This is a genomic window from Bradyrhizobium sp. AZCC 2230, assembly GCF_036924495.1.
In the GTDB taxonomy this organism is placed as follows: Bacteria; Pseudomonadota; Alphaproteobacteria; order Rhizobiales; family Xanthobacteraceae; genus Bradyrhizobium; species Bradyrhizobium rifense.
The window spans coordinates 6,513,186-6,537,025 of the sequence record NZ_JAZHRS010000001.1; the positions used below are offsets into that span (position 1 = coordinate 6,513,186).

At 63.7% G+C, this 23,840-nt stretch carries 25 protein-coding genes and 1 pseudogene; 17 read left to right on the forward strand and 9 right to left on the reverse strand.

Features of this window, described 5'->3' with window-relative positions:
* Positions 1 to 62 precede the first annotated feature (62 nt).
* Together msrA and V1280_RS31210 are read left to right on the forward strand one after the other, a co-directional pair.
* Positions 63 to 719, forward strand: coding sequence for a peptide-methionine (S)-S-oxide reductase MsrA (gene msrA / locus V1280_RS31205; RefSeq protein ID WP_334533429.1), 657 nt, complete (start codon positions 63 to 65; stop codon positions 717 to 719).
* 254 nt (positions 720 to 973) lie between these two features.
* Positions 974 to 1,714 (forward strand): polysaccharide biosynthesis/export family protein, encoded by a 741-nt coding sequence (locus tag V1280_RS31210; RefSeq protein WP_334533432.1) that lies wholly within the window; start codon positions 974 to 976, stop codon positions 1,712 to 1,714.
* A gap of 133 nt (positions 1,715 to 1,847) precedes the next feature.
* Here V1280_RS31210 and V1280_RS31215 read toward each other — a convergent pair whose 3' ends face one another.
* The 3 genes from V1280_RS31215 to V1280_RS31225 all read right to left on the reverse strand — a co-directional run bounded on the left by V1280_RS31215 (position 1,848) and on the right by V1280_RS31225 (position 3,718).
* Positions 1,848 to 2,522 (reverse strand): dienelactone hydrolase family protein, encoded by a 675-nt coding sequence (locus V1280_RS31215; protein ID WP_334533435.1) that lies wholly within the window; start codon positions 2,520 to 2,522, stop codon positions 1,848 to 1,850.
* Between the two features lie 66 nt (positions 2,523 to 2,588).
* On the reverse strand, positions 2,589 to 2,930 hold the full coding sequence (locus V1280_RS31220) for a hypothetical protein (RefSeq protein ID WP_334533438.1): 342 nt from the start codon (positions 2,928 to 2,930) through the stop codon (positions 2,589 to 2,591).
* A gap of 23 nt (positions 2,931 to 2,953) precedes the next feature.
* A complete protein-coding gene (locus V1280_RS31225) occupies positions 2,954 to 3,718 on the reverse strand; it encodes an alpha/beta fold hydrolase (RefSeq protein ID WP_334533441.1) in 765 nt (254 codons plus the stop codon).
* A 490-nt stretch (positions 3,719 to 4,208) separates the two neighbouring features.
* Here V1280_RS31225 and V1280_RS31230 point away from each other — a divergent pair, with 490 nt between their 5' ends.
* Entirely contained in the window at positions 4,209 to 4,700 is a 492-nt protein-coding gene (locus V1280_RS31230) for a (2Fe-2S)-binding protein (RefSeq protein WP_148777577.1), read from the forward strand.
* Complete coding sequence (locus tag V1280_RS31235; protein ID WP_334533444.1) at positions 4,697 to 6,982, forward strand: xanthine dehydrogenase family protein molybdopterin-binding subunit; 2,286 nt, start codon at positions 4,697 to 4,699, stop codon at positions 6,980 to 6,982. The genes V1280_RS31230 and V1280_RS31235 overlap by 4 nt, the downstream gene beginning before the upstream one ends.
* A gap of 207 nt (positions 6,983 to 7,189) precedes the next feature.
* On the opposite strand, the gene V1280_RS31240 is transcribed toward V1280_RS31235, so the two are convergent.
* Positions 7,190 to 8,290: a Fic family protein gene (locus V1280_RS31240; protein WP_334533447.1), complete on the reverse strand. Its 1,101-nt coding sequence runs from the start codon at positions 8,288 to 8,290 to the stop codon at positions 7,190 to 7,192.
* Positions 8,291 to 8,553: 263 nt separating this feature from the next.
* Between V1280_RS31240 and V1280_RS31245 the strand changes: the two genes are divergently transcribed.
* The gene (locus V1280_RS31245; protein ID WP_334533450.1) at positions 8,554 to 9,648 is read left to right on the forward strand and encodes an HD-GYP domain-containing protein; all 1,095 of its coding nucleotides are present in this window, start codon (positions 8,554 to 8,556) and stop codon (positions 9,646 to 9,648) included.
* A 10-nt stretch (positions 9,649 to 9,658) separates the two neighbouring features.
* On the opposite strand, the gene V1280_RS31250 is transcribed toward V1280_RS31245, so the two are convergent.
* Positions 9,659 to 11,239 carry an AMP-binding protein gene (locus V1280_RS31250; RefSeq protein ID WP_334533453.1) on the reverse strand — a complete coding sequence of 527 codons (1,581 nt, stop codon included), beginning with the start codon at positions 11,237 to 11,239 and terminating at the stop codon, positions 9,659 to 9,661.
* Positions 11,240 to 11,465: 226 nt separating this feature from the next.
* Positions 11,466 to 11,885 (reverse strand): VOC family protein, encoded by a 420-nt coding sequence (locus V1280_RS31255; protein WP_334533456.1) that lies wholly within the window; start codon positions 11,883 to 11,885, stop codon positions 11,466 to 11,468.
* A 128-nt stretch (positions 11,886 to 12,013) separates the two neighbouring features.
* Here V1280_RS31255 and V1280_RS31260 point away from each other — a divergent pair, with 128 nt between their 5' ends.
* From V1280_RS31260 to V1280_RS31275, 4 genes are all read left to right on the forward strand, one after another.
* A complete protein-coding gene (locus tag V1280_RS31260) occupies positions 12,014 to 12,988 on the forward strand; it encodes a Bug family tripartite tricarboxylate transporter substrate binding protein (protein WP_334533459.1) in 975 nt (324 codons plus the stop codon).
* Between the two features lie 103 nt (positions 12,989 to 13,091).
* The gene (locus V1280_RS31265; RefSeq protein WP_334533461.1) at positions 13,092 to 13,556 is read left to right on the forward strand and encodes an ArsR/SmtB family transcription factor; all 465 of its coding nucleotides are present in this window, start codon (positions 13,092 to 13,094) and stop codon (positions 13,554 to 13,556) included.
* Entirely contained in the window at positions 13,556 to 13,900 is a 345-nt protein-coding gene (locus V1280_RS31270; RefSeq protein ID WP_334538465.1) for an SRPBCC family protein, read from the forward strand. The genes V1280_RS31265 and V1280_RS31270 overlap by 1 nt, the downstream gene beginning before the upstream one ends.
* A 16-nt stretch (positions 13,901 to 13,916) precedes the next feature.
* Positions 13,917 to 14,651: a DUF899 domain-containing protein gene (locus tag V1280_RS31275; RefSeq protein ID WP_334533463.1), complete on the forward strand. Its 735-nt coding sequence runs from the start codon at positions 13,917 to 13,919 to the stop codon at positions 14,649 to 14,651.
* A 177-nt stretch (positions 14,652 to 14,828) separates the two neighbouring features.
* Here V1280_RS31275 and V1280_RS31280 read toward each other — a convergent pair whose 3' ends face one another.
* Positions 14,829 to 16,085 (reverse strand): S1C family serine protease, encoded by a 1,257-nt coding sequence (locus tag V1280_RS31280; RefSeq protein WP_334533465.1) that lies wholly within the window; start codon positions 16,083 to 16,085, stop codon positions 14,829 to 14,831.
* A gap of 200 nt (positions 16,086 to 16,285) precedes the next feature.
* Between V1280_RS31280 and V1280_RS31285 the strand changes: the two genes are divergently transcribed.
* From V1280_RS31285 to V1280_RS31305, 6 genes and pseudogenes are all read left to right on the forward strand, one after another.
* The gene (locus tag V1280_RS31285) at positions 16,286 to 16,903 is read left to right on the forward strand and encodes a hypothetical protein (RefSeq protein ID WP_334533467.1); all 618 of its coding nucleotides are present in this window, start codon (positions 16,286 to 16,288) and stop codon (positions 16,901 to 16,903) included.
* A complete protein-coding gene (locus tag V1280_RS31290; RefSeq protein WP_194465100.1) occupies positions 16,890 to 17,264 on the forward strand; it encodes a transcriptional regulator in 375 nt (124 codons plus the stop codon). The genes V1280_RS31285 and V1280_RS31290 overlap by 14 nt, the downstream gene beginning before the upstream one ends.
* A 30-nt stretch (positions 17,265 to 17,294) precedes the next feature.
* Positions 17,295 to 18,035 (forward strand): di-trans,poly-cis-decaprenylcistransferase, encoded by a 741-nt coding sequence (locus tag V1280_RS31295; RefSeq protein WP_334533479.1) that lies wholly within the window; start codon positions 17,295 to 17,297, stop codon positions 18,033 to 18,035.
* Between the two features lie 133 nt (positions 18,036 to 18,168).
* A complete protein-coding gene (gene bchE, locus V1280_RS31300) occupies positions 18,169 to 19,695 on the forward strand; it encodes a magnesium-protoporphyrin IX monomethyl ester anaerobic oxidative cyclase (RefSeq protein WP_334533482.1) in 1,527 nt (508 codons plus the stop codon).
* Between the two features lie 204 nt (positions 19,696 to 19,899).
* Positions 19,900 to 19,977, forward strand: a pseudogene (locus V1280_RS46910) (GNAT family N-acetyltransferase); the annotation flags it as partial.
* An 82-nt stretch (positions 19,978 to 20,059) separates the two neighbouring features.
* On the forward strand, positions 20,060 to 20,545 hold the full coding sequence (locus tag V1280_RS31305; protein WP_334533485.1) for a Crp/Fnr family transcriptional regulator: 486 nt from the start codon (positions 20,060 to 20,062) through the stop codon (positions 20,543 to 20,545).
* Here V1280_RS31305 and V1280_RS31310 read toward each other — a convergent pair.
* Positions 20,484 to 21,311 carry a metallophosphoesterase family protein gene (locus V1280_RS31310; protein ID WP_334533489.1) on the reverse strand — a complete coding sequence of 276 codons (828 nt, stop codon included), beginning with the start codon at positions 21,309 to 21,311 and terminating at the stop codon, positions 20,484 to 20,486. The genes V1280_RS31305 and V1280_RS31310 overlap by 62 nt on opposite strands.
* Positions 21,312 to 21,523: 212 nt before the next feature.
* Here V1280_RS31310 and V1280_RS31315 point away from each other — a divergent pair, with 212 nt between their 5' ends.
* Positions 21,524 to 22,213, forward strand: a complete 690-nt coding sequence (locus V1280_RS31315) for a DNA-3-methyladenine glycosylase I (protein WP_334533492.1) — start codon at positions 21,524 to 21,526, stop codon at positions 22,211 to 22,213.
* A 211-nt stretch (positions 22,214 to 22,424) separates the two neighbouring features.
* Entirely contained in the window at positions 22,425 to 22,718 is a 294-nt protein-coding gene (locus V1280_RS31320; RefSeq protein ID WP_334533495.1) for a hypothetical protein, read from the forward strand.
* A 62-nt stretch (positions 22,719 to 22,780) separates the two neighbouring features.
* Here V1280_RS31320 and V1280_RS31325 read toward each other — a convergent pair whose 3' ends face one another.
* The gene (locus tag V1280_RS31325; protein WP_334533498.1) at positions 22,781 to 23,461 is read right to left on the reverse strand and encodes a hypothetical protein; all 681 of its coding nucleotides are present in this window, start codon (positions 23,459 to 23,461) and stop codon (positions 22,781 to 22,783) included.
* Positions 23,462 to 23,840 lie beyond the last annotated feature (379 nt).

Sequence of the window (23,840 nt, forward strand, 5' to 3'; positions counted from 1 at the left end):
GAGCACGCCGCCCGAGCACCTGGCTCAGGCGCGCGACAGCTCGTTTTTTCGGAGATCAGATCATGCTGTTCATGCGCAAGACCACCGCACTGCCGAGCGCAGCTGACGCGCTGCCCGGCCGTGCGCAACCGATTCCGACCGCGAGCATCCATTTCGTCAACGGCGCGAAGCTCGCGCCGCCTTATCCCGCAGGCCTCGAGCAGGCCGTGTTCGGGCTCGGCTGCTTCTGGGGCGCCGAGCGCAAGTTCTGGGAGCTCAGCGACGGCATCCATGCGACCGCGGTCGGCTATGCCGGCGGTCATACGCCGAACCCGACCTATGAAGAGACCTGTTCGGGACGCACCGGCCACACCGAAGTGGTGCTGGTCGTGTTCGATCCGAAGGAGATCCCTTTCGAGAAGCTCCTGAAGACGTTCTGGGAGAACCACAATCCGACGCAGGGCATGCGCCAGGGCAACGACGTCGGCACGCAGTACCGAAGCGCGATCTACACGTATTCCGACGCGCAGAAGAAAGCGGCCGACGCGTCGAAGGCGCTCTATCAGAAGGCGCTCAGCGCGAAGGGCCTCGGTGCCATCACCACCGAGATCAAGCCGGCCGGCGAGTTCTATTTTGCCGAGGACTATCATCAGCAATATCTGGCGAAGAATCCCGCCGGCTATTGCGGCTTGGGTGGCACCGGCGTGTCGTGCCCGATCGGTGTGGGTGTGAGCGCGTAGGTACTCGGTCGCGCCACAAGCGCCGCTGCACCTCTCCCGCAAGCTTGCGGGAGAGGTCGACACGCTCGAAGAGCGTGGCGGGTGAGGGCTCTCTCCTCTAGGGGGTTCTCGATTGCCGAGACACCCTCTCCCCAACCCTCTCCCGCAAGCGGGCGAGGGAGCGCACCGTGCCCGTTGCTCGCATTGCCCCTCAACCCTTTGTTAACCATAACCAGTGCATCACTGGAGCTGTCTCGTTCCGAGGGATGGCTCCGGTGCCGGTTGCACGCGCGTTTCGATGGTCGATCTTGGCAGCGTCCGCCGCGCTGGCCCTGGGCGGCTGCATGCAGACCACCGGCCCCGTCGCATACATGCAGCCCCGTCCCGATCTCGACGCCATGGCCTATGGCCAGCCCTACAGCGCACCGCAGCCGGTCGTCGTTGCCAACAGCGGCGGCGGCGCCATTGCCGCGCTCAGCAATTCCTTTGCCTCGGCTCCCGAGCCGATGCCGGTCGCCTATGCCGCGCCGATGATGGCAGCACCGGTCCGCTACGACTCTTCCTATCACCTCGACGCCGGCGACAAGCTGCGCGTCGTGGTCTACGGCCAGGAAGGGCTCACCAACAGCTACGCCATCGATGCCGGCGGCTCCATCACCATGCCGCTGATCGGCGGAGTGCCGGCGCGCGGCCGCACCCCGGCAGGGCTCGCCGGTGAAATCGCAGCGCGTCTGCGCAACGGCTATATCCGCGAGCCGTCGGTCGCCGTGGAGATCGAGTCCTATCGCCCGTTCTTCATTCTCGGTGAAGTCTCCGCGCCCGGCCAATACCCTTATGTGCCCAACATGACGGTCGAGAGCGCAGTCGCGATCGCCGGCGGTTTCTCGCCCCGCGCCAAGCGCGACGTGGTGACTGTCACCCACACGGAAGGCGGCGGCGCCATGCGCGCCGTCGTGCCGCTCGGCACGCCCGTCAGCCCCGGCGACACCGTGTTCGTCGGCGAGCGCTGGTTCTAGGTTTTGTTGTCATTCCGGGGCGCGCGTAGCGCGAGCCCGGAATCCATTTACCCGCTATCTCTGCTGCCTAATGGATTCCGGGCCTGCACCGCTTCGCGGCGCATCCCGGAATGACGGAGGAGAGCGGCGCGCGCTACTTCGTCAAATGCTTCGCGAAAAACGCCAAGCTGCGCGGCCAGGCGATCTCGGAGCTGGCCTTGTCGTAGCTCGGCCGCTCGTCGCAATGGAAGCCGTGCTGCGCACCGGGATAGATGAAGACCTCGACATCAGGCCGCTTCGCCTTGACGGCCTCGACATCCGTCAGCGGAATACCGGCATCCTTCTCGCCGAAATGCAGCTGCGTCGGCACTTTCGGTTTCTCATCCGCAAAGCGCACGACGGCGCCGCCGTAATAGCCGATCGCGGCCTTCAGGCCGTTGAGTCGCGTCGCCGCGACAAAGGCGATGCTGCCGCCGAGACAGAAGCCGATGATGCCGACCGGGCCGACGCTCTTCACCGCATCGATCGCAGCCTGCGTGTCGCGCAGCATCGCCTCCCAATCCGGATTGGCGACGAATTTTCGCGCCTCCGCGATTTCATCGGGCGTATAGCCCGACTGGAAGCCCGGCGTGGTGCGGTCGAAGATCGACGGTGCGATCGCGACATAGCCTTCGCCTGCGAGGCGGTCGCAGACCGAACGGATGTGATGATTGACGCCAAAAATCTCCTGGATCACCACCACCGCGCCCTTCGGCGCACCTGAGGGATCAGCGCGATAGGCGCCGAGCTGGAAATGATCCGACGCCGTCAGTTTGATGTCTTGTCCCACGCGGGTTGTCCTTCTTGCTTGTCGATCTGAAAGGCGCTTTCGCTCCTCACCATGAGGAGATACACTTCACTCCCACATCCAGTTCTCGCCGTAATCCTCCTTCCATCCTGCCAGCCGTCCATGACGGAATTGCAGGAACAGGCGGTGGCGGTATGGGATCAGTCCACTGCCGCCGACGTCGCGGAGCGCGAGATAGATCTCGTTGCCGGGGCGCCCTTTGACGTATTGCAAGGGCTGTCCGAGGACGTGCGCGGTCTGCTCCGCATCCATCCCGAACGCCAGAGGCGTGTTGTTCGACAAGGTGTCGACGAAGGGACGGCGCTGCGGCACCGTGCCGAACGGCTCGGCCTGCACCGACGCTGCCATTGAGAGAAGCGCTGCGCCTGCAGCCAAGATTGCCCGCTTCATTGTTGTCATCCCTGTCTCGCCGCCTATCCCGGCAAGTTCTTCAGGAAAGGCACCACGGCGTCAACAAAAGCCTTGGGCTGATCGATGTTGACGGCGTGTCCGGCCGCGGGGATCACGACCTTTTGTGCGCCCGGGATCTTGGCCGCCATGTAGTCCGACGCCGCCAGGAACGGCGTGTCGTCGGCACCGACCACGATCAGCGACGGCACTTTGATGTCGGGCAGCAGCTCCATCACTTTGGCATCGCGCTGGGTCAGCATGCCGCGCGCGGCCAGCGCCAGGCCCTTGGCGTTGCGATGGCTGGCGGTGGCACGCTCGCGCGTCGCCGCCTTTAGCACGTCGAGCCCTTCACGATCGAGCTTGTCGGCAGTGGCGTGCGCGCGCGCATTCCAGGCCTCGCGCGCGTCGTCCTTCTTGAAGCCGGGGCCGGTGTCGATGATCAGCAGCGCGCGGGCGACTTGCGGATGCGCGCGATAGAACGCGAGCGACATGTAGCCGCCGAGCGAGAGCCCGCCGATGATGGCGCGCTTCGCGCCGACCGCATCGAGGATCGCCGCCATGTCGCCGACGGTAAGCCGCTCGCTATAGGCTTCGGGATCATCAGGATAATCGGACTGGCCGTGGCCGCGCATGTCCCACAGGATCAGCTTGTGGTCCTTCGAAAGTGCATCGACCTGCCCATGCCACATCGCCGAGGTCGAGGAGTAGCCGTGCGTGAGCAGCAGCGGCGGCCCGTCGCCATGCGCTTCATAATAGATCCCGACGCCATCCCGATCGATCCTTGGCATTGTTTCCGCCCTTTCTTTTTCTTGCCGCGACATCAGTGCACCCTCTCCCCTTGCGGGAGAGGGTGGCTCGCCGCAAAGCGGCGAGACGGGTGAGGGGTATCTATCCACGAGTCCAATTCTCATTCATTCCAATACGCGGAGAGATACCCCTCATCCGGCGCTTCGCGCCACCTTCTCCCGCAAGGGGAGAAGGGGCGTCCACATCGACGGCTGTATTCTAGCTCGCCAAGTTACCTGCAAGAAACCGCCTTGCTGCGATGGCACTCATGCCTCGCGCGCTGCTTGTTGTGTCCAGTCGCTAACCTCAGCGCTGCCATCGCAACGCACAACAATCAAATGCAGCGATAGTTTCGATCGATTCCAAATTGCATTTGCCTCCGCCCGCGAACCCGATCATTCTCGCGCGCAAGGCGGCCGCCGACCCGGTGGGCGTCCGCTACACAAGTTGCCGCCGTAAGCGGCTTCATGCACCGGCAGGGGAAGACGCCTTATGCCAACGCTCACCATCAACGGGCGGAGTATGTCCGTGGATGCGGCAAACGACACGCCGCTCCTTTGGGCTATCCGCGAACAATTGCAGATGACCGGCACGAAATTCGGCTGCGGTGCCGGCCTGTGCGGTGCCTGCACCGTGCACGTCAACGGCGAAGCCGTGCGGTCGTGCCAGACCATGGTCGGCGATGTCGCCGGCAAGAAGATCACCACCATCGAAGGTCTTTCCGCCAAGGGCGATCACCCCTTGCAGAAGGCGTGGGTCGCCGAGCAGGTGCCGCAATGCGGCTACTGCCAGTCCGGGCAGATCATGCAGGCGGCTTCGCTGCTGGCGAAGAATGCCAATCCGACCAAGGAAGAGGTCGTGGCCCATATGGACGGCAATCTCTGCCGTTGCATGACCTATTCGCGGATCCAGAAGGCAATCATGCGCGCCGCCACCGAGATGCGCACCGCATCCGCCGCCGGCAACGAGCGGAGGCCCACATGAATCAGCACGTGAAAAACGTCACACCCGAGACGTCAGATCTCAGCCGCCGTTCCTTCCTGGTCGGCACTGCGGCCACGGGCCTCGTGCTCGGCTATGCCGGCGTGCCCGGCATCGGTGAAGCACTCGCTGCGGCGCCCGCCAATTTCGAGCCGAGCGTCTGGTACGCGATCTCGCCCGATGGCCTGGTCACCGTGACCTGCGGCAAGGCCGACATGGGCCAGCACATCGCCTCCACCATGGCGCAGATCGTCTGCGAGGAGCTGGGCGCGAAGTGGAGCGACATGCGGGTCAACCTCGCCTCCAACGATCCAAAATTCAACGACCCCGTGCTGGGGGCGCAGATCACCGGCGGCAGCTGGTCGACCATGATGAACTTTGACGCGATGAGCCGGGCGGGTGCCGCCGGACGCATGGCGTTGACGGACGGTGCTGCCGCCGCGATGGGCGTGCCCGCAGGCGAGCTCGCAGTGCGCGATTCCATGATCGTGCATGCGAAGTCGAAGAAGCAGATGTCGTTCGCCGATGTCGTGAAGAGCGGCAAGGCGACCAAAACCTTCACGCCGGACGAGCTGAAGGCGATCAAGCTGAAGACGCCGGATCAGTACACCATGATCGGTGTGTCGGTGCCGCAGATCGACATCCCCTCCAAGACCAACGGCACAGCCAAATACGGCATCGACGTGATGATTCCGGGCATGGCCTATGGCGCGGTGGTGACGCCGCCGGTGCGCTACGGCGCGACCGTGAAGTCGGTCGACGACAGCGATGCGAAAAAGGTGCCGGGCTTCATCAAGGCCGTCACCCTCGACGACAAGACCCAGACCACGACCGGCTGGGTGGTTGCGGTCGCCAATACCTATGCCAACGCCAAGAAGGCGGCATCAGCGCTGAAGGTCAGCTATGACGGCGGGCCGAACGCGAAAGTGTCGAGCGAGTCGCTGCTTGATGAGGCGAAGCGGCTTCAGAAGCTGGATGATTCCGGCCAGTTCTTCGTCAAGGACGGCGATCCCGCAGCAGCCCTCGGCACGGCGGCCAAGGTGCTGGAGGCGGAATACACCACCAGCATCAACATCCACGCGCCGATGGAGCCGATGAACGCCACCGCGGAGTTCAAGGGCGACATCCTGCACATCTATTCCGGCAACCAGTTCGCGACGCGCTCCGGTGCGATTGCGGCCGGTGCTGCCGGGATCGATCCGAAGTTCGTGGTGATGCACCAGATGTGGCTCGGCGGCGGTTTCGGCCGCAGGCTAGATGCCGACATGATGGTGCCGGCGGTGCAGGCGGCGAAGGCCGTGGGCAAGCCGGTGAAGGTGATCTACACGCGCGAGAACGACATGACGATGGATTTCTCGCGTCCGCTCACCTACCAGAAAGTGAAAGCCGGCCTGGACGGCGACGGCAAGCTCACAGCGCTCAGCCACGACGTGGTCTCGGCCTGGCCGACGCAGCGCTGGGGCATTCCCGACTTCCTGTCGCCTTCGGTCGACAAGAAGGGCCCGCTCGATGCGTTCACGGTGAACGGATCGGATTTCTTCTACACGGTGCCCAACCATCACGTGCGGGCGATCAAGAACGAGATGGCGCACAACGCCACCCCGTCGGGTCAGCTCCGTTCGGTGGCGCCGGGTTGGACCTTCTGGGCGGTCGAAAGCATGATCGACGAGGTGGCGATTGCGGCCGGCAAGGACCCGGCGCAATACCGCATCTCGCTGCTCGACGGCGCCGGCAAGAACGAAGGCGGCGCGCAGCGGCTGCGCAACACGCTGCTCGCCGCGATGGGTCTCGCCGGCTACGGCACCAAGAAACTCCCCAAGGGAGAAGGCATGGGCGTGGCCTGCGTGTCGTCGCAGGAACGTGCGACCGCAAGCTGGACCGCTTGCGTCGCGCATGTCGCGGTGGCGCCGTCAGGTGAAGTGACCGTGAAGAAGCTCACGGTCGCAACCGATGTCGGCACGCAGGTGCATCCCGACAACATCCGTGCCCAGGTCGAGGGCGCGGCGTTGTGGGGCCTGTCGCTGGCGTTGTACGAGAAGGCGACGCTGAAGGACGGTGGCATCGAACAGACCAATTTCGATGGCTACACGCCCTTGCGCATGAGCCAGATGCCCGAGGTCGCAGTCGCCGTGATCGCCAATGGCGAGAAGGCCACCGGCGTCGGCGAGCCCGCGGTGACGGTCGTGGCGCCCGCCATCGGCAACGCCATCTTCAACGCCTCCGGCGCCCGCGTCCGGGGCTTGCCGATCACGGCCGAGGCCGTGAAGGGGGCGATGAAGGCGTAAGGCCGGGCTTGCGATTGTTGAACAAGATGATCCGCCGGAGAGCAGCCTCCGGCGGATTTTTTTGGGGTGCCTCCACAATCTCACTGTCATGCCCCGCGAAGGCGGGGCATCCAGTACGCCGCGGCTTCTCGATTCTAGCCGCGCCGTCTCGGAATACTGGATCACCCGCTTTCGCGGGTGATGACTGCGGTGGGCGTGGAGAACAGGCTACAGCCTCAGCGAATAGCTCGTACTGCGGCCGCCGGCGGCGTCCCTCTGAAGGATGCCCTTGTCGATCAGGTCCTCGATGTCGCGGGCAGCGGTCGCTTGCGAGACCTTGACGATCTGGGCCCATTTCGACGAGGTGAGCTTGCCCTCAAAGCCATCGAGCAGGCGGTTCAACATCAACCGCTGGCGGTCGTTGAGGGAGCGCGCGCGACGGCGCTCCCAGAATCGTGCCTTGTGCAGCACGTTTCCGATGATCAACTCGGCGCCGTCGAAAGCGCGATCGAGACAGTCGAGGAACCATTGCAGCCAATTGGTGATGTCGAGCGTTCCGCGCTGGGTTCTTTCGAGGATGTCGTAGTAGGCGTTGCGCTCTTTGCGGATTTGAGAGGACATGCTGTAGAAGCGCTGCGCACTCTGTTCCGAACGCGCGAGGACGAGATCGGTTATCACGCGCGCAATGCGGCCATTGCCGTCCTCGAACGGATGAACGGTCACAAACCAGAGATGCGCAACCGCGGCCTTGATGACAGGATCTGAGTCCCGATCGGCGTTGAACCAACCGAGGAACGCGCTCATCTCATTCTCGAGCCGGTTGGCATCGGGTGCTTCGAAATGAAACTGTTCGTGGCCCACTGGCCCGGAGACGACCTGCATGGCGCCCGACTGTTCGGTGCGCCACCCGCCAACGACGATTTTCAACATGTCGCTCCGACCTGTCGGGAACAGGGCGGCGTGCCAGCCGAACAAGCGCTCGGCGGTGACGGGCTGATCGAATTTCTGGGTGGCGTCGAGCGTCATGTCGACGACGCCCTCGACGTTTCGTTCGACAGGCGTGAGCGCGCCGATATCGATGCTGAGCCGGCGGGCGATCGACGACCGGACCTGATTGCGATCGAGGATCTCACCTTCGATCTCGCTCGATTTGACGACGTCCTCCGTGAGCGTCTGGAGCGAGGCTTCTGCCTTCAAAGTGAAGCCGAGACTTTCCATTCGGCCAAGCAGGCGGCCCTGCTTGTGACGTACCTGGGCCAGCCGCGCCGCCAGCCGGTCTGCGCTCCACTGAAACGCCGCCCAGTCGGGTCTGTCGTGGATATAGACCATATTCTCTGCACCCTATGACGAGAAAATGGGGCTATTCTCGCGTCATGGTCAAGTTATTCTCGTCACTTTACGATGAGAATGGGCTAGTCCGTCTACTGTGCATGGGGTTGTTTTTGCGGTTTTGCTGTTCTCGTCGTGGAACTCGAAATCCGTAAAATTGTGTGTAATTCAGGCATGTTCCGTTGAGCACGCCTCTTAAGGGCCGGAGAACCTGATCCGGCTTAGGCTGACGCCAAATACACTCCCGTGCCTTTGGGGAAGCCATGAACGCGCCAGCCAAATCCGCCGCCAAACGCCGGCTTCTGCTCGCCTCCGACCGGAGCGATGCGAGCACCGAGCTCGCCAGCATCCTGAAGGCAGTCGGCGATGTCTCGACGGTGACGACGCAGGAAATCCCCGAGCAGCCGTCGCGCGAACTCTCCGGCCTCGTGGTCGACATCAACCTGCGCTCGCCCGAAAGCGTGCAGCGGGTGCGCAACAAGCTGCGCGCCGAAGGCTATCGTTCGATGCCGCGTCTGTTCGTGCTGGCGGATGCCCTGCACCACGGCACCATGCAGGCCTGGGCGTTAGGGGCCACCGACACCATCTCGCGGCCGCTTCAGCCCGAGGACATCCTGCAGCGCATCCGCGCCGCGTTCCCCGATACGGCGACCTATGACGCGACCGATCGCGGCAAGACGCTCAACCGCGGCGTCGAGGCGGCGCATGCGGTGCTGAAGAAGATGTTCGAGAAGCTGCCGCTCGGCGTGCCCCTGACGTTCGATGACGTCATCGCCGCCGAGAGCAAGATTTTGAAAGCGATCAAGCATTCCTCGCTGCGCGAATGGCTCACCACGGTGGGCTGCCACCATGTCGGCAGCTATCGCCACTGCCTGTTCGTCACCGGCTTTGCGGTGTCCTTCGCGCAGCATCTCGGCATGCGCGAGGACGACCAGCGCCGGCTGACCCGTGCCGCGCTGCTGCACGATGTCGGCAAGGCCTTCGTTCCCTCCGTGCTGCTCGACAAGCCCGGCAAGCTCACCGACGAGGAGATGGCCGAGGTCCGCCAGCATCCGCGCCGCGGCTATGACGCGCTCGCGGCGCAAGGCGGCTTCCCGCCGGAAATGCTCGATGTCGTGCTGCATCACCACGAATTCCTCGACGGCAGCGGCTATCCGAACAATCTGTCGTCGAACCAGATCAGCGACATCGTGCGGCTGACGACCATCGTCGACATCTACGCAGCCCTGGTGGAGAAGCGCGCCTACCGCATGCCCTTCACCCACTCGCGTGCCTTCACGATGATGGAAGGCATGGGCGGCAAGCTCGATCAGCAGCTGCTGCAGGCGTTCCGCCCGGTGGCGCTGGGATCGTTCTGATCCGGCGCCGCTATCCCAGCATCTTCCGCAACTCCGCCTTCGCCACCTTCTCCAGCGTCGAGCGCGGCATGTCGTCGACAAGTCTGATCTCGCGCGGCACCTTGAAGTCGGCAAGATCCTTGCGGCAGGCCGCCATCACGCGGTCCTGCAGGTCCGGCGCCGCACCCGCGACGCCGCCATGCGGGATGATGAAGACGACCGGCACCTCGTCCAGCATCGGATGCTTCTTCGCCACCACCGCGGCCTCGCGCACGCCGGGCACGATTGCGATCACCTGCTCGATCTCGGAGGCCGCGACATTCTCGCCGCCGACCTTCAGCATGTCCTTGGCGCGATCGCCGAACCTGAGGTAGCCGTATTCCAGCCGCGTGATGCGGTCGCCGGTGATGAAATAGCCGTGCTCGTCAAAGCTCTCGCGCGTCGCCTTCTCGTTGTGCAGATATTCGGCGAACAGCGACAGGCCGACAATGCCCTTGATCGAGAGATTGCCGGTGTCGCCGACCGCGGTCGGCCGTCCGTCATCATCGGTGATGCGGATCTGATATTCCGGCGCGGCGCGGCCGATCGACATCGGGATGTTGGGCTGGTCGACCTCGCCGACGATGCCGTGGGTGATGGTCTCGGTCATGCCCCACCAGCCGATCATCTTGACGCCGAACGCGGCGAACGCCGGCGGCTCGTTGATCGCGGTGCCCCACAGGCGGAACTTGTGATCCCTGGGAATGTCCTGCTCGAGCAGAGCCTTCATGCAGAACGGGATCGTCGAAGTCCAGGTCGAGCCGCGCTCGCGCGCGACGCCCCAGAACCGGCTCGCGGAGAAGCGCGGCTGGATCACGCAAGTCGCCCCGACCCACAGCGTCGCCAGCATGGAATAGGCGAGAGCATTGGTGTGGAACAGCGGCAGATAAGTCTGGTGCACGTCGCTCGCGTGCAGGTCCTCATGCGCGGCATTGATCTTGGCGCCCCACAGCGCATTGGCGTGGGTCCAGAGCACCGCCTTCGGCCGTGATGTCGTGCCTGACGTGTACTGCACGCTGCATGGCGCCAGCGGATCGGTCGCGCGCTTCGGCCGGTCCGCGCTGTCGGCGAACAGTGATTCAAAGCCGTCGCCGCGTGAAACGGTTTGCGCGGGCGCGGCGCCCGCGTCGTGTGAGGTCACCGCCATCCAGCGGACGTTGCGGCAGTTTTGCGCAACGATCTCCGCATAGGCCGGCTGCGTGATCGCGGCGACAGCGCCACAATGGTCGGCGAAATATTCGATCTCCGCCGGCGCCGAGCGCGTGTTGGTGGTGACCGCGATGGCGCCGAGTTCGACGCAGGCAAACCACGCCAGCAGCGCCTCGATGCAATTGTCGAGATGAATGAGCACATACTCGCCGGGCTTGATGCCGCGCTTCGCCAGCCCCGCCGCGAGCGCGCCGACCCGCTCGTGAAACTCGCCATAGCTCCAGCGCCGCGCCGGTGCCTCGAACGGCGCCCAGATCAGGAACGGATGATCGCGCCGCACCTCGGCGCGCATATTCAGCAGCCACGGCACGTCGAGCCCGTTGAACGGGCCCACGATTCCGGCTGCAGTCTGTTGAAGTGACATGAATCCTCCCGTGCAGCCTGCATCTTGATGGCGGCTGCCTTTTGATTATTGCGTCTTCCTGCCATCGGATGGCGCGGGGCGCAAATCACGGGGAGGGGACGGCGTGCTCTCTCCTCCGTCATTGCGAGGAGCCCTTGCGACGAAGCAATCCAGATTGTCTCAGCCGAGGCAGTCTGGATTGCTTCGCTGCGCTCGCAATGACGGTGGTTGGGGCAGGCGGCGTCGCCTACCTACCGTCGGCCTCATACGACGAAATCTCGATCAGGCTGCCATCCGGATCCCGGCAATAAACCGAGCGCAGCGTGCCGCGGGCGCCCTGCTTGGGCACCGGACCTTCCTCGATCGCGACGCCGTGTGCCTTCAAATGCGCCACCACCTCGTCGGGCGTCGCCGAGGTGAGGAAGCACAGATCCTCGCTGCCGGCGGTCTGGTGGTCGGCGGTGAACCACTCCACCTTGTCGGCGTCGCGCGGCCGGACGTTGATCTTCTGTTGACCAAACTGAAGCGAGGTCCGCGGCGCTTTGCCGCCACCGGGATCGAACACCTTGACTTCCATGCCGAGGATATTGCGATACCACTCGGAGGTCACTGCGACGTCGGCGACGTTGATCACGAGGTGATCGAGGGCCTGAACCTTGACCGGCATGCCTTATCCTTTCGTCGCCATGAAGCTTGCGCACTTTCCGCGCGTGGCGGGCTTTGTTACAACGCCGCTGACGCCACGATCAAGAACGATGCCCCTTTTTAAGAACAACACTTGGGAGAACCCTTGAGATGATCACTCGCCGTTCCGCGCTCGGCCTGCTCGCCGCCACCCCGCTTGCAGCCAGCCCGCCGTCGAAGGCCTTTGCAGCGGATTATCCGTCCCGGCCGGTGAAGTTCGTGGTCGGCTATCCGCCGGGCGGCGCCACCGACATTCTGGCGCGTCTGATCGGCCAGCGGCTGTCGGAAAAGTTCGGCCAGCAATTCGTGATCGAGAACAAGCCGGGCGCCGGCAACAATATCGGCACCGAATCCGTCATCAACGCCGAGCCCGACGGCTACACCGTGCTGCTGGTCAATCCGGCCAACTACATCAACGCCACGCTCTACGCCAATCTCAAGTTCAACTTCGTCCGCGACATCGCGCCGATCGCCGCGTTCCAGCGCACACCGAACGTGATGACCGTCAACAAGGACGTGCCGGCGCAGAACGTCGCCGAGTTCATCGAATACGTGAAGGCCAATCCCGGCAAGGTGAACATGGCTTCCTCCGGCAATGGCACCTCGGTGCACCTGTCCGGCGAGATGTTCATGTCGATGACCGGCTGCAAGATGCAGCATGTGCCCTATCGCGGCGCGGCGCCCGCGATCACCGACATGCTCGGCGGCCAGGTGCAGGTGATCTTCGACAACATGCCCTCGATCATCCAGCACATCCGCTCCGGCTCGCTTCGCGCGCTCGGCGTCACCACGGCGCAGCGCTCGCCGCAATTGCCGGACGTGCCCGCGATCGGCGAGACCGTGAAGGACTACGAGGCGAGCGCGCTGTTCGGCATGGGTGCGCCGAAGAACATGCCCAAGGACATGATCGCCAAGCTCAACAACGAGATCAATACGCTCATGAAGGAGCCCGACATGACCAAGCGCCTGGTGGAACTCGGCGGCGACCCGCTGGTGCTGACGCCGGAGGCGTTCGGCCAGGAGATCGAGGCCGAGACCGCGAAGTGGAAGAAGGTCGTCGAGTTCGCCGGCCTCAAGGTGGAATAGCGATCTCAGGAGTGACCGTGAATGGAGCCCCGCCCGTAGGCGGGGCTTTTTTCTTGCGTGCTTCCCGCTTGACGGGATGGCGTTTGCGCTTATACTAAACCTTATGGTTAAGTATAAGGACGAGACGCTTGATCGTACCTTTGCGGCGCTGTCCGATCCGACGCGGCGTGCGCTGCTTGCGCGTCTCGGCGAGAAGGAGAGCCTGTCGGTGAGCGATCTGGCGGCGCCGTTTTCGATCTCGCTGCCGGCGATCATGAAGCATCTAGATGTGCTCACCGATGCGGGTCTGATCGTGCGTGAGAAGACCGGGCGCACGGTCTCCTGCAGGCTCACCGCGCAGCCGATGGAGCAGGCGATGAACTGGCTCAATCGCTACGCGCAATTCTGGTCCGAGAGTTTCGATCGCCTTGCCGCCTTTGTGGAGGACAAACCATGGCCAACGCAGCCGTCAACGCCGATCCCCGCAGCGCCGAACGCGCAACCGAAGGTCCAAGCCTCACGCTCACCCGTCGGCTCCGCGCGCGGCCGGAAAAGGTCTTCGCCGCCTGGACGCAAGCCGCGCAGTTAGTGCAATGGTTCGGACCGCCGAACATGAAGCCGGCGACGCTGAAGGCCGAGCTCGATGTTCGCTCCGGCGGCCGCTACCGCATCTCGTTCACGCGCGAGGACGGCGAATATTTCGAGGCGGGCGGCCTCTATCGCGAGGTCGTGCCGAACGAGCGGCTGGTCTTCACCTGGGCCTGGCATTCGACGCCGGAGCGCGAGTCGCTGGTGACGATCACGCTGAAGCCGGACACTGCCGGCACGCTGATGATTTTTCATCACGCCCAGTTCTTCGACGAGACCGCGCGCGACAACCACCAGCGTGGCTGGAATTCGTTCTTCGACAAGCTCGACACTTTCGTCGCCTGACCTCAAGGAGGACATCATGCAGCAACATCAGATCGTCTCGCGCGAGCAATGGGTCGCCGCCCGCAAAGCTCATCTTGCGCATGAGAAGGCGTTGAGCCAGGCCCGCGAACGCCTTGCCGAGGAGCGCCGCGCATTGCCATGGGTGAAGGTCGACAAGAGCTATGCGTTCGACGGGCCGAACGGCAAGGTCACGCTCGGCGATCTCTTCAGGGGCCGACCGCAGCTCGTGGTTCAGCATGTGATGTTCGCGCCCGACTGGGAGGCTGCCTGCAAGAGCTGTTCGTTCTGGGTCGATGGTTTTGAGCGCATGGTGCCGCATCTGGCGGCGCGCGACACCACCATGGTCGCGATCTCGCTGGCATCAGTCGACAAGCTCGAGGCGTTCAAGCAGCGCATGGGCTGGAGCTTTGACTGGGTGTCTTCAGGCCACAACGACTTCAACTATGATTACGAGGTCTCGTTCACGCGCGAACAGATCGACCAGGGCGTCCCGAAATACAATTTCGGCACCACGCCGTTCTATGGGCCGGAGCTGCCCGGCATCAGCGTGTTCTATCGCAACGAGGCCGGCGAGATCTTTCACACCTATTCCTGCTTCGCCCGCGGCCTCGATATGATGAACGCGGCCTATCAATATCTCGATCTCACCCCGCTCGGCCGTCACGAGGAAGGTCTGCCCTATCCGATGGACTGGGTCCGCCTGCGCGACCAGTACGATCCGCAGGCGAAGGGCGCGTGCTGCCACGGGTGAACTGATGCCGCGATGAACCCTGCACACCGTCATCCTGAGGTGCTCGCCTCTTCGGCGAGCCTCGAAGGACGACGGCCCGGCTGCATCTCGGCCGTTCATCCTTCGAGGCTCCGCATGGGACGCGTTGCATCCCATGCGTCGCACCTCAGGATGACGGGTCGAGCTGCGTCGGTTTGCTCACTTCTTCGCGTCAGCCTGCTCCGTGCCGGTACACGAGATCAGCATCGTGTAGGCGCGTGCATTGCCGGCGATCTCGGTAGTCTTGAGTTCGCCCTTCGGCTCGGCCGTCTGGTATGGCACTACGGAATTGTCGAGAAAGTCGCGCAGTGCGCCGGTCTTGATGGCGAAGTTGATGTTTTCGGGGATGGTGCCGGTCGCAGCGGCGATGCGCAGTACGGGGATCTTCGCGGTGACCACGCCCACGATCTGGCCGCTGGTGTCGAACAGCGGGCCGCCGCTGTTGCCGGGTTGCACGGGCGCACTGATTTGCAGGAAGCGCGAATCGTTGCGCATGCCACTGAGCGAGCTCACGATACCGGTCGTCACGGTGAAGTCCGACGTGAGCAAGCCATGGTAGGGAAAGCCGATCGCAACGACGGAATCGCCGGAGCGGAACGGGCGGTCACGGATCCGGGCAAACTCCTTGAAAGTCGCGGTCGACGGCGCCTGCAATAAAGCGAGATCGTTGTTCGCGTCGCTGGAGACGACGCGCAACACCATCGCGGCCTCGCCGGTGAGATTACCGTTGAGGTCACTGCAACCGTCGATCACATGGTTGTTCGTGACGATGTGCCCGTTGGCGCTGACGACGAAGCCAGTGCCAAAGCCGGAGCTACTCTTGGCCTCTCTGCCGGGCTTGCTGGCAGGCGGCGCGCCTTGCTTGTCCGCCGTGGCTGCCGGTTTCGCCGCGCCTTTGGTGAAATCGCTGGCCTTGCTGAGCCCGTCGGCCTTCACGCGGGTCACGCAATTGGCCAAGGCTGCGATCACCGGCCCGGTCGAGGCCAGGTCGAAATTCAGGACTGTACGGCCGCTCGTTGCGACCATCAGGCTCGCCTTCTGGAATGTGCGCACGACATTGACAGGCATAATGGCCGTGAGCATGTTGGATTGATACGCTGTGGCGTAAAGCCTGGCTTGCTCCTGCCCGTCAAAGGTCACGTCGATCGCGGCGTTCTCGCCCTTGTTGAAGTGATAGCCGGGGCTCGCAAAAGCCATCGACCATGTGCCGGCGGCATTTTGGCTGACGACGAGGATGACACCGCTCGCATACGGCGTTGTTGCGGCGCAATGCGAGAAGGCGCCCGTTTCATCATTGCTGAAAGCGCCACCGATCCAGTTGCCGACATTGACGGAGCCGAACGGTCCCGCCGCATGCGCCAGTTCGGCGAGACTCAGTTGCAACAGAGACGCAACGACAAACGATCTTAACCACATAACTTCCCCCTGGAACGCTTTGGCCGCATCTTATCTGCGCGGACAGGTGGCGCGCAACCGACAGTTGTTCGATCCGGTCGCGTCCCTTGCGGACGACTTTCAGGCTTGCCTTTACTTTGTAGTGCGGTATACTTTGCGATACAAAGTGATCGGGCAATGCCGGTCCGTGAACTGGGTGGAGCGGAGTTTTGGCGTTGCCGATGCGCGATCTCGACAAGGCACTGGCCGACATCGTGGCGATCCGCAGCCAGATTGCGGCCGGTACGGCGTTCCGCGGTTACGGTCCGGCGACGATGGCTGCGACCGGTGCTGTCGCGCTTGTCACCGCAATCCTGCAATTCTGGCTGCTCGGCGATCCCACCGGCGCGCCGCTCGGCTTCTTTCTCGGCTGGTTCGTTGCGGCTGCGCTGTCCGGCCTGATCATCTGGATCGAGATGCGCGCGCGTTCGCGTCGTCATCATTCGGGCCTTGCCGACGCCATGATCCACCAGGCGGTCGAGCAGTTCTTGCCCGCTGGCGTCGCCGGAATCCTGCTCGCGGTGGTGATGTGGAAGTTCGCGGCCGAAACGCTGTGGCTCCTGCCGGGGCTGTGGCAGATCCTGGTGTCGCTCGGCATTTTTGCCTCCGTCCGCTCGTTGCCGCGCAGCGTGGCATTTGCCGGGGCCTGGTACTTCATCTCGGGTTTTGCGGTGGTTGTGCTGGCGAGCCGGACTCACATGCTGTCGCCATGGACCATGGGACTACCTTTCGTGATCGGCCAGTCGGTGATGGCGGCCATTCTGTATGTCGCGTCCGGAGAGAATGATGTCGAAGACTGACAGCGCGCCTTTCTCCTATGAGGGGCTCGACCGTGTGATCCACGAGAAGGCGAGGCTCGGGCTTCTGACCTCGCTGATGGCGCACCCGAAGGGGCTTGCCTTCGCCGATCTCAAGCAGCTCTGCGGCCTCACCGACGGCAATCTCAGCCGGCACCTCGCCGTGCTCCAGGAGGCCGGCCTGGTCGAGGTGACCAAGGGCTACGAGGGCAATCGCCCGCACACCACCTGCCGTCTGACCAAGACTGGCCGCCGCCGCTTCCTCGACTATCTCGCCGTGCTCGAGCGTCTCGTGCGCGATGCCGCCAAGGCCGCCGGCCGCGAGGCACCGCCACTTGGCCGCCTCGGCATTCTCCCGACCTGATCGTCCCCCTTTTTGACTGGAGACTTTGCGATGCAAAGTGACGTCACGTCCCACACCGAAAAGCTTCATGTCGGCATCATCATGGACGGCAACGGACGATGGGCGACGCGGCGCGGCCTGTCGCGCGTGCGCGGCCACGAGGCCGGCGTCGAGACGATCCGCCGCATCGTCGAGGCTGCGCCCAAGCAGGGCGTCGGCACGCTGACGCTGTATGCGTTCTCGACCGACAATTGGCGAAGGCCGAAGGCCGAGGTCGCCGCGCTGATGACGCTATTGCGTTTCTATCTCGCCAACGAGGTGCACAGCCTGGTGAAGAACGGGGTGCGGCTCAACGTGATCGGCCGCCGCGACCGCTTGCCGGACGGCATCGCCACCGCCATTGCGCGCGCGGAGGCGGCCACTGCCCAAGGCACAACGCTGCACCTGCGCATCGCCGTCGATTATTCCGCGCGCGACGCCATCCTGAATGCTGCGGCGAAGGCGGCCGCGCTGACCAGCCTCACCCGCGAAGCTTTCTCGCAATTGGTCACCGGCGAGGCCGGCTTGCGCGACGTCGATCTCATCATCCGCACGTCAGGCGAAAAGCGGCTGTCGGACTTCCTGCTTTGGGAAGGCGCCTATGCCGAGCTGCATTTCACCGAACGGATGTGGCCGGAATTCGATGCGGGCGATCTCGCCACGGCGCTCGCCTCGTTCCACGGCCGCGAGCGACGCTTCGGCGGCCTTCAAGCCATCATGCCGGAGGAGGTGCCCTCACTCTCTCGCGCGTAAGGCTGACCAAGCGGAGCAGAGCAAGAGTCTCCGCTGCAGTCATGCACGATGTCTTCGGGTTCAGTCGGGGAATTGGGCTTCTTCATAGAAGCGGGACGGACGATCACGCCAACCAAAGCGGGAGCGAAAGTCCATGCGTGTTCTTCTCGTCAACGTGCCTCATCCCTCGATTGGAAGCCGGATTCCGGACGATCATCTGCCGCCGCTCGGCCTGCTTGCGATCGGCGGCCCTCTGATCGACGACGGTCACACCGTGCGGCTGATCGATGCCGAGTTCGGCCCGATGCCGGTCGCCGACATTATCACCGAGGCGAACCGCTTCGCTCCGGATGCCGTATTGTTCGGCCATTCCGGCTCGACCTCTGGACATCCGGTCATTTCAGACGTTGCGCAGGCCCTGGTGAAGGCCAGGCCTGGCGTGCTGATCATCTATGGCGGCGTCTTCCCGACCTATCACTGGCGCGACATCCTGCGCGATGAGCCCTATGTCAGCGCCATTGTCCGCGGCGAAGGCGAGGAGACTGTACGGCGCCTGATGCGTGCGCTGGAGGATGGCCACGGTCTCGGCGGCATTGCCGGCATCGCGTTCCGCGACGCCGCAGGTCCCCGCGCGACGCAGCCTGCGCCGGTCATCGCGGATCTCGATGCCTATCGCATCGGCTGGGAGCTCATCGATCACACGCGTTACAGCTATTGGGGTGGCCTGCGCGCCGTGGTCGTGCAGTTCTCGCGGGGCTGCCCGCATCTGTGCAACTATTGCGGCCAGCGCGGCTTCTGGACGCGCTGGCGCCATCGGGATCCCGTCCGCTTCGCCAAGGAACTGGCGCGCCTGCATCGCGAGCACGGTGTGAAGGTCATCAACTTCGCGGACGAAAATCCGACCGTGTCCAAGAAGGCGTGGCGAGCCTTCCTCGAAGCGCTGATCGCCGAGAATGTCGATCTCATCCTGGTGGGCTCGACCCGCGCCGACGACATCGTGCGCGATGCCGATATCCTGCATCTCTACAAAAAGGCAGGCTGGCAGCGCTTCCTGCTCGGCCTGGAGAACACCGACGAAAAGACGCTGGAGCTGATCCGCAAGGGTGCAACGACGGCAATCGACCGCGAGGCCATTCGTCTGTTGCGGCAGAACGGCATCCTGTCGATGGCCACCTGGGTGGTCGGGTTCGAAGAGGAAACTGATCGCGATCACTGGCGTGGCTTGAAGCAGCTGCTCGCCTACGATCCCGATCAGGTCCAGCTGCTCTACGTCACGCCGCATCGCTGGACGCCGTATTTCCGGCTTGCTGCCGACCGCCGCGTGATCCAGCCGGACCGCCGCCGCTGGGATTACAAGCACCAGGTCCTGGCCACGCGCTACATGGCGCCGTGGCGCGTGCTGGTCTGGTTCAAGTTCACGGAGATGGTGCTGCAATGCCGCCCTAAGGCGATCTGGCGTGTGCTGTTCCAGCGCGATGCGGGTCTGCGGCACGCCATGCGTTGGTACACGCAGATGGGCCGCAGGGTCTGGCCGCACGAGATCCTCGAATTCCTGCGCGCGCGACGGCTGAGATGGGGACCGACGGTGCGGGAATTCTGGGGGGCGCCGCAGGACGCGGAGGAGCAGTCGATGACGGCAACACGGCCCGAGCGGCGTGTCGGCAAGCGCGAAGCTGCATGAGCGCGCCCCCTGTGTGATGTCGGGCAAAGGACAACGCGCTGTTCGTTTCTGGCCGCGAGATTGGCAGCCCTGTCCAAGCGGCAAATACGCGGCCTCGGCTAGGTGTGCGGTCCACGCAACCTGCCGAGAGCTTCGCGCATGTCACAGCTATCTCCCGATGCCGTTGTTGAGCCGAATGAAACGAATGGTGCAGTCTGGATCAGGGCGAAAAAGGCGGGCTTTAGCGACACCGGCCTCGGCGACTGGCAATCAGTGCACTTCGCAAAGCGCCTATCGGAATAGCCGGACGCATGTTGATTTGCCGCATGGCATGGATCGTGCTCTAGTATCGCCAGGGTATCCCCAGCGATGGGAGCTTTCGGCGATGCGCGCAGTTCTGGATTATTGCACCGGCGGGACGGAGCGGCAGGTTGCGGCCGGTACGCATCTGGTGACCGAAGGCGGCGCCTCCGGCCATCTCTATGTGCTGATGAGCGGCAAGCTCGATGTGCTCAAGGGCGAGATGGTGGTCGCGACCATTGCCGAGCCTGGTGCGGTGCTGGGCGAGATGTCCGTGTTGCTGGGGCTGCCGCACACGGCGACGGTGCGGGCCTGCTCCGACACGGTCGTCTATGAATTCGAGGATGCTGCCTCGCTCTTCAAGCGGGAGCCTGAGGTCGCGCTGTTGATCGCGCGCATGCTGGCGCAGCGGCTCAATGCCGCCAACACCTATCTCGCCGATCTCAAGCGGCAATATGCCGGCCACGGCACGCATCTCGCCATGGTCGGCGAGGTGTTGCAGAGCATGATCAACCTGCCGCCGCTCGAGGTCTCGCCAGGCTCGGATCGGCAATCCGACCCAAGGATGTAAGCCAGTCCGGCGGCTCCTCGATGTAACAAGCCGGCCGCTTCAGCGGTGCGTCGAGATCGATCCACTGCGCCTCGCCTGCCGCCAGCCAGAACGCCTTGTTCTCATCCAGGTCCAGCACGATGTGCGTCGGCGGCCGCCCGGGCTGCAGGCCGGCATTGAACACCCAGGTCTGGCCCAGCCGGTCGAACCACGAGCCGTCGGTGATGAAGGGGGATTGATGCACATGGCCCGAGATCACCATCGACGGCTGATACTGCATGATCCACTGCACCAGCTCGACATCGCCGAAGAAGCGTTTGCCGCCCCAGCTTGTCGGTGAATTCGCCGGCGGTGCGTGATGCGCCCAGATCCATCGCTGCGGACGGTTGAGCGAGGCATCGCGCAGCTGGTCGGCGATGCGCTGCTTGACCAGCGGCCCGTCCCACCACGGGCACACCGTGAACAGCGTGTCGCCGATGGTGAGATTGTCGCCGTCGCAGGCGATGCCGAGCTCGCGCACCTCCGAGATCCAGCGCGAGATCTTCTCGCCCTCCGCATTGCGCTCGTCGAGGTCGTGATTGCCGGAGCAGAGAATGACCCTGGTCTGCGCCGCGATCAGCGCGAGGTACTTCTTCACCACCACGATCTGGGCGCGGAAATCCACCATCGAGCCGATGTCGAGCGCATCGCCGGCGAAGATCACAAGGTCGAATTGCGGCGCCGCGCTGACCAGCCAGTCGAGCTGCGGCAACGAGTAGTGCAGGTCGGCCACGACCAGGCAGCGCATCGAGAATCCGTCGGAGAGAGTGCGAAAATGTCTGGGAATTCCAAATTGTTATCAAGCAAGAAGCAGACCAGCGCGGCCGCCTCGTTCGGCCAATCCGGCAAGACGGAAGCATGCTGCGACGCGCGGGCGCGCGCAAGTGGCGGTAGAGTCGCAGGGCTGGACCGGATCGTCGAATTCTGGTGTCGTGGCGCGCCTTCAACGCGAGTGATCGCATGACCTCCTTCAAGACCATTCGTGCCCGTGCCGAGAAGCGCAAGGGCGGGCCCGAGGCGCTCGACAGACTGATGCCCGACAAGCCCGACCTGAAGGGTCTCGCAAAACTCGGCGACGATCGCATCCTTGCGGAGATGACCAGGCGGGTGTTTTGCGCGGGCTTTGCCTGGAGCGTGATCGATGCGAAGTGGGACGGCTTTGAAGACGCCTTCCTGCGTTTCCAGCCGGCCAAGCTCAGCTTCCAGCCCGAAGATTATTGGGAAGCCCTCCTGCGCGATACGCGGATCGTGCGCAATGGCGCCAAGATCATGTCGGTGCGCGACAACGCCACCTTCGTGCAGGAGATCGCGAAGGAGCACGGCAGCTTCGGCAGGTTTCTGGCGAATTGGCCGCCGTCCAACGAGATCGCTTTGCTCGATCTCCTGACCAAGCGCGGCTCCCGGCTTGGCGGCAACACCGGCCAGATGCTGCTGCGTTTCGTCGGCTGGGACGGTTTCGTCACCTCGAAGGACGTCGTCGCCTGCCTGCGCGATGCCGGCCTCGACATCGCCGAAGAGGTCAAGTCGAAGGGCGATCTCGCCAAGGTGCAGGCGCAGTTCAACGCCTGGGCGGAGGAGACGGGCCTGCCCTACACCCATCTGTCACGCATCTGCGCGCTGTCCGTTGGCGAAAACCGGAGCGAGCACTAGCGTTCATCGATCAGATCGTGGACATCGTGTGGCGATCTCGTGCCGTCGGCGCGGCAGTTGCAATACGCGATCACGAAATGCATTTTGCAGGAACATTTGTGCGCAGCACCCGTTCGGGAGTTTGAGCCAGGCGACACAGGTGCAGGGAACACGCGCTCCGGCCAAACCTTGGTTCAAGCCATGAAACCGATATGACAGAACGGAGCAGCTCATGAAGCTCACATCCGAACAGGTGAAGCAGACCGTCAACCAGCTCGGCGCCCAGGTGCTGCCCGACGAGCATCCCGCCATGCCGCAGCTCAACAGCATGTTCGGGGAACATACTTTCTTCGTCGACGAGACGGGATTGAAAGTTCTCGAGCCAACGCCGTCGCTGAGTGCGGAACGTCAGACCGGTGAAGTCGTCAGCCTCGCCGACTGGAGCGATGCGGATCTGACCCGCCTGATGGCGCACGAGCCCGAACCGACCGGCGTGATCGTGGTGTTCGAGCACGTCAGGCACTGACGAGGATGGACCACCGAAAGCCACCCTTCGGAATGCCGAAGGGTGGTTGAACATTGCTGATATCAGATCCGGTCGTTGAGAAGGACGCCGGACAGCGAGGGGTCGGCGGGATTGGACGTGCCGTTCGATCCCGTCCCGCTGTAGGTCGAATCCGCAAGCGAGGCTTTCAGCGACTCCAGGAATTTCTCAAGCACGTCCGTCGTCGACGTGCCGGTCGACGAACTGCTCGCGCCGGTGGTCGACGACGACGCGTTTGCGCTGGCCGTGTCGCCCTGGTCCGTCGCGCCGGACGAGGTCGAACCCGTGAGCGAGCTTTGTAGCGTCTGCAGGAATTGCTGCAGCAGGTCGACGACCGAATTGGCGCTTGACGAGCTGTCGGTGCCGCCGGCCGGAGGCGGTCCGCCTGCTCCATCCGGGCCGCCCGGTCCGTGCGAGAACGCAGACTTGAAGATACCTTGCAGCTCGGTGGCCTGCTGGCCGGTGAGCTTGCCGGACGACACTTCCTGCTGGATCAGATCATCGATCTTCGACTTGATGCCGTCAGGTCCGCTGCCGCTGGATTGATCGCTTGTCCCGTCGGATTGCAGGGAGGAGTCGATATCGTTGAGCGCGGAGGACAGCGCCGACTGATCGGACGCACTGATCGTGCCGGAACTGACTTCCGATTGCAGCTCGTCCTGCAGTCGCTGCAACGGTGACGTGTGCTGGTGATGATGAGTGGAGAGCGCCGAAATCGAGGTCATGGTTGCTTTCCGTGCTTTTGGTGGACTCGGGCTGATATTGCCCAAGTCACATCCAGTCCTGGGTTCGCAGTCCTGAGTTCACAGTCCTGATTTCACCTTGGGCGGTTGGAGTGCCCGGTCGGGCCGTGGTAGGCACGGGAGCTGGCGCGGAGCCGTTGCAGGCGGGGATCGCTCGTTGCCAAATATTGCCATTGAACAGCCAGAAATATTCAGAAACAAAATAGATGAGTTTGATGCGATACTGTTTCCTGTCCCTTTCCCAAAGACGATTTCAACGGACCGCTGAATCGCATGTCGACCCTGGAAGCCGCATTGCGAGGAGGAGCGGTCGTCATTCTTCTTTTTTCGCGTCGCGATTGCCGCGCGCGATGCACGGCGC

What these genes read in the sequence shown, in the direction of transcription:
- msrA (WP_334533429.1), top strand. Translation starts at nt 63, where the DNA reads ATGCTGTTCATGCGCAAGACCACCGCACTGCCGAGCGCAGCTGACGCG.
- V1280_RS31220 (WP_334533438.1), bottom strand. Translation starts at nt 2,930, where the DNA reads ATGAAGCGGGCAATCTTGGCTGCAGGCGCAGCGCTTCTCTCAATGGCA.
- V1280_RS31225 (WP_334533441.1), bottom strand. Translation starts at nt 3,718, where the DNA reads ATGCCAAGGATCGATCGGGATGGCGTCGGGATCTATTATGAAGCGCAT.
- V1280_RS31230 (WP_148777577.1), top strand. Translation starts at nt 4,209, where the DNA reads ATGCCAACGCTCACCATCAACGGGCGGAGTATGTCCGTGGATGCGGCA.
- V1280_RS31235 (WP_334533444.1), top strand. Translation starts at nt 4,697, where the DNA reads ATGAATCAGCACGTGAAAAACGTCACACCCGAGACGTCAGATCTCAGC.
- V1280_RS31240 (WP_334533447.1), bottom strand. Translation starts at nt 8,290, where the DNA reads ATGGTCTATATCCACGACAGACCCGACTGGGCGGCGTTTCAGTGGAGC.
- V1280_RS31245 (WP_334533450.1), top strand. Translation starts at nt 8,554, where the DNA reads ATGAACGCGCCAGCCAAATCCGCCGCCAAACGCCGGCTTCTGCTCGCC.
- V1280_RS31250 (WP_334533453.1), bottom strand. Translation starts at nt 11,239, where the DNA reads ATGTCACTTCAACAGACTGCAGCCGGAATCGTGGGCCCGTTCAACGGG.
- V1280_RS31255 (WP_334533456.1), bottom strand. Translation starts at nt 11,885, where the DNA reads ATGCCGGTCAAGGTTCAGGCCCTCGATCACCTCGTGATCAACGTCGCC.
- V1280_RS31260 (WP_334533459.1), top strand. Translation starts at nt 12,014, where the DNA reads ATGATCACTCGCCGTTCCGCGCTCGGCCTGCTCGCCGCCACCCCGCTT.
- V1280_RS31265 (WP_334533461.1), top strand. Translation starts at nt 13,092, where the DNA reads ATGGTTAAGTATAAGGACGAGACGCTTGATCGTACCTTTGCGGCGCTG.
- V1280_RS31275 (WP_334533463.1), top strand. Translation starts at nt 13,917, where the DNA reads ATGCAGCAACATCAGATCGTCTCGCGCGAGCAATGGGTCGCCGCCCGC.
- V1280_RS31280 (WP_334533465.1), bottom strand. Translation starts at nt 16,085, where the DNA reads ATGTGGTTAAGATCGTTTGTCGTTGCGTCTCTGTTGCAACTGAGTCTC.
- V1280_RS31285 (WP_334533467.1), top strand. Translation starts at nt 16,286, where the DNA reads ATGCGCGATCTCGACAAGGCACTGGCCGACATCGTGGCGATCCGCAGC.
- V1280_RS31290 (WP_194465100.1), top strand. Translation starts at nt 16,890, where the DNA reads ATGTCGAAGACTGACAGCGCGCCTTTCTCCTATGAGGGGCTCGACCGT.
- V1280_RS31295 (WP_334533479.1), top strand. Translation starts at nt 17,295, where the DNA reads ATGCAAAGTGACGTCACGTCCCACACCGAAAAGCTTCATGTCGGCATC.
- bchE (WP_334533482.1), top strand. Translation starts at nt 18,169, where the DNA reads ATGCGTGTTCTTCTCGTCAACGTGCCTCATCCCTCGATTGGAAGCCGG.
- V1280_RS31305 (WP_334533485.1), top strand. Translation starts at nt 20,060, where the DNA reads ATGCGCGCAGTTCTGGATTATTGCACCGGCGGGACGGAGCGGCAGGTT.
- V1280_RS31310 (WP_334533489.1), bottom strand. Translation starts at nt 21,311, where the DNA reads ATGCGCTGCCTGGTCGTGGCCGACCTGCACTACTCGTTGCCGCAGCTC.
- V1280_RS31315 (WP_334533492.1), top strand. Translation starts at nt 21,524, where the DNA reads ATGACCTCCTTCAAGACCATTCGTGCCCGTGCCGAGAAGCGCAAGGGC.
- V1280_RS31320 (WP_334533495.1), top strand. Translation starts at nt 22,425, where the DNA reads ATGAAGCTCACATCCGAACAGGTGAAGCAGACCGTCAACCAGCTCGGC.
- V1280_RS31325 (WP_334533498.1), bottom strand. Translation starts at nt 23,461, where the DNA reads ATGACCTCGATTTCGGCGCTCTCCACTCATCATCACCAGCACACGTCA.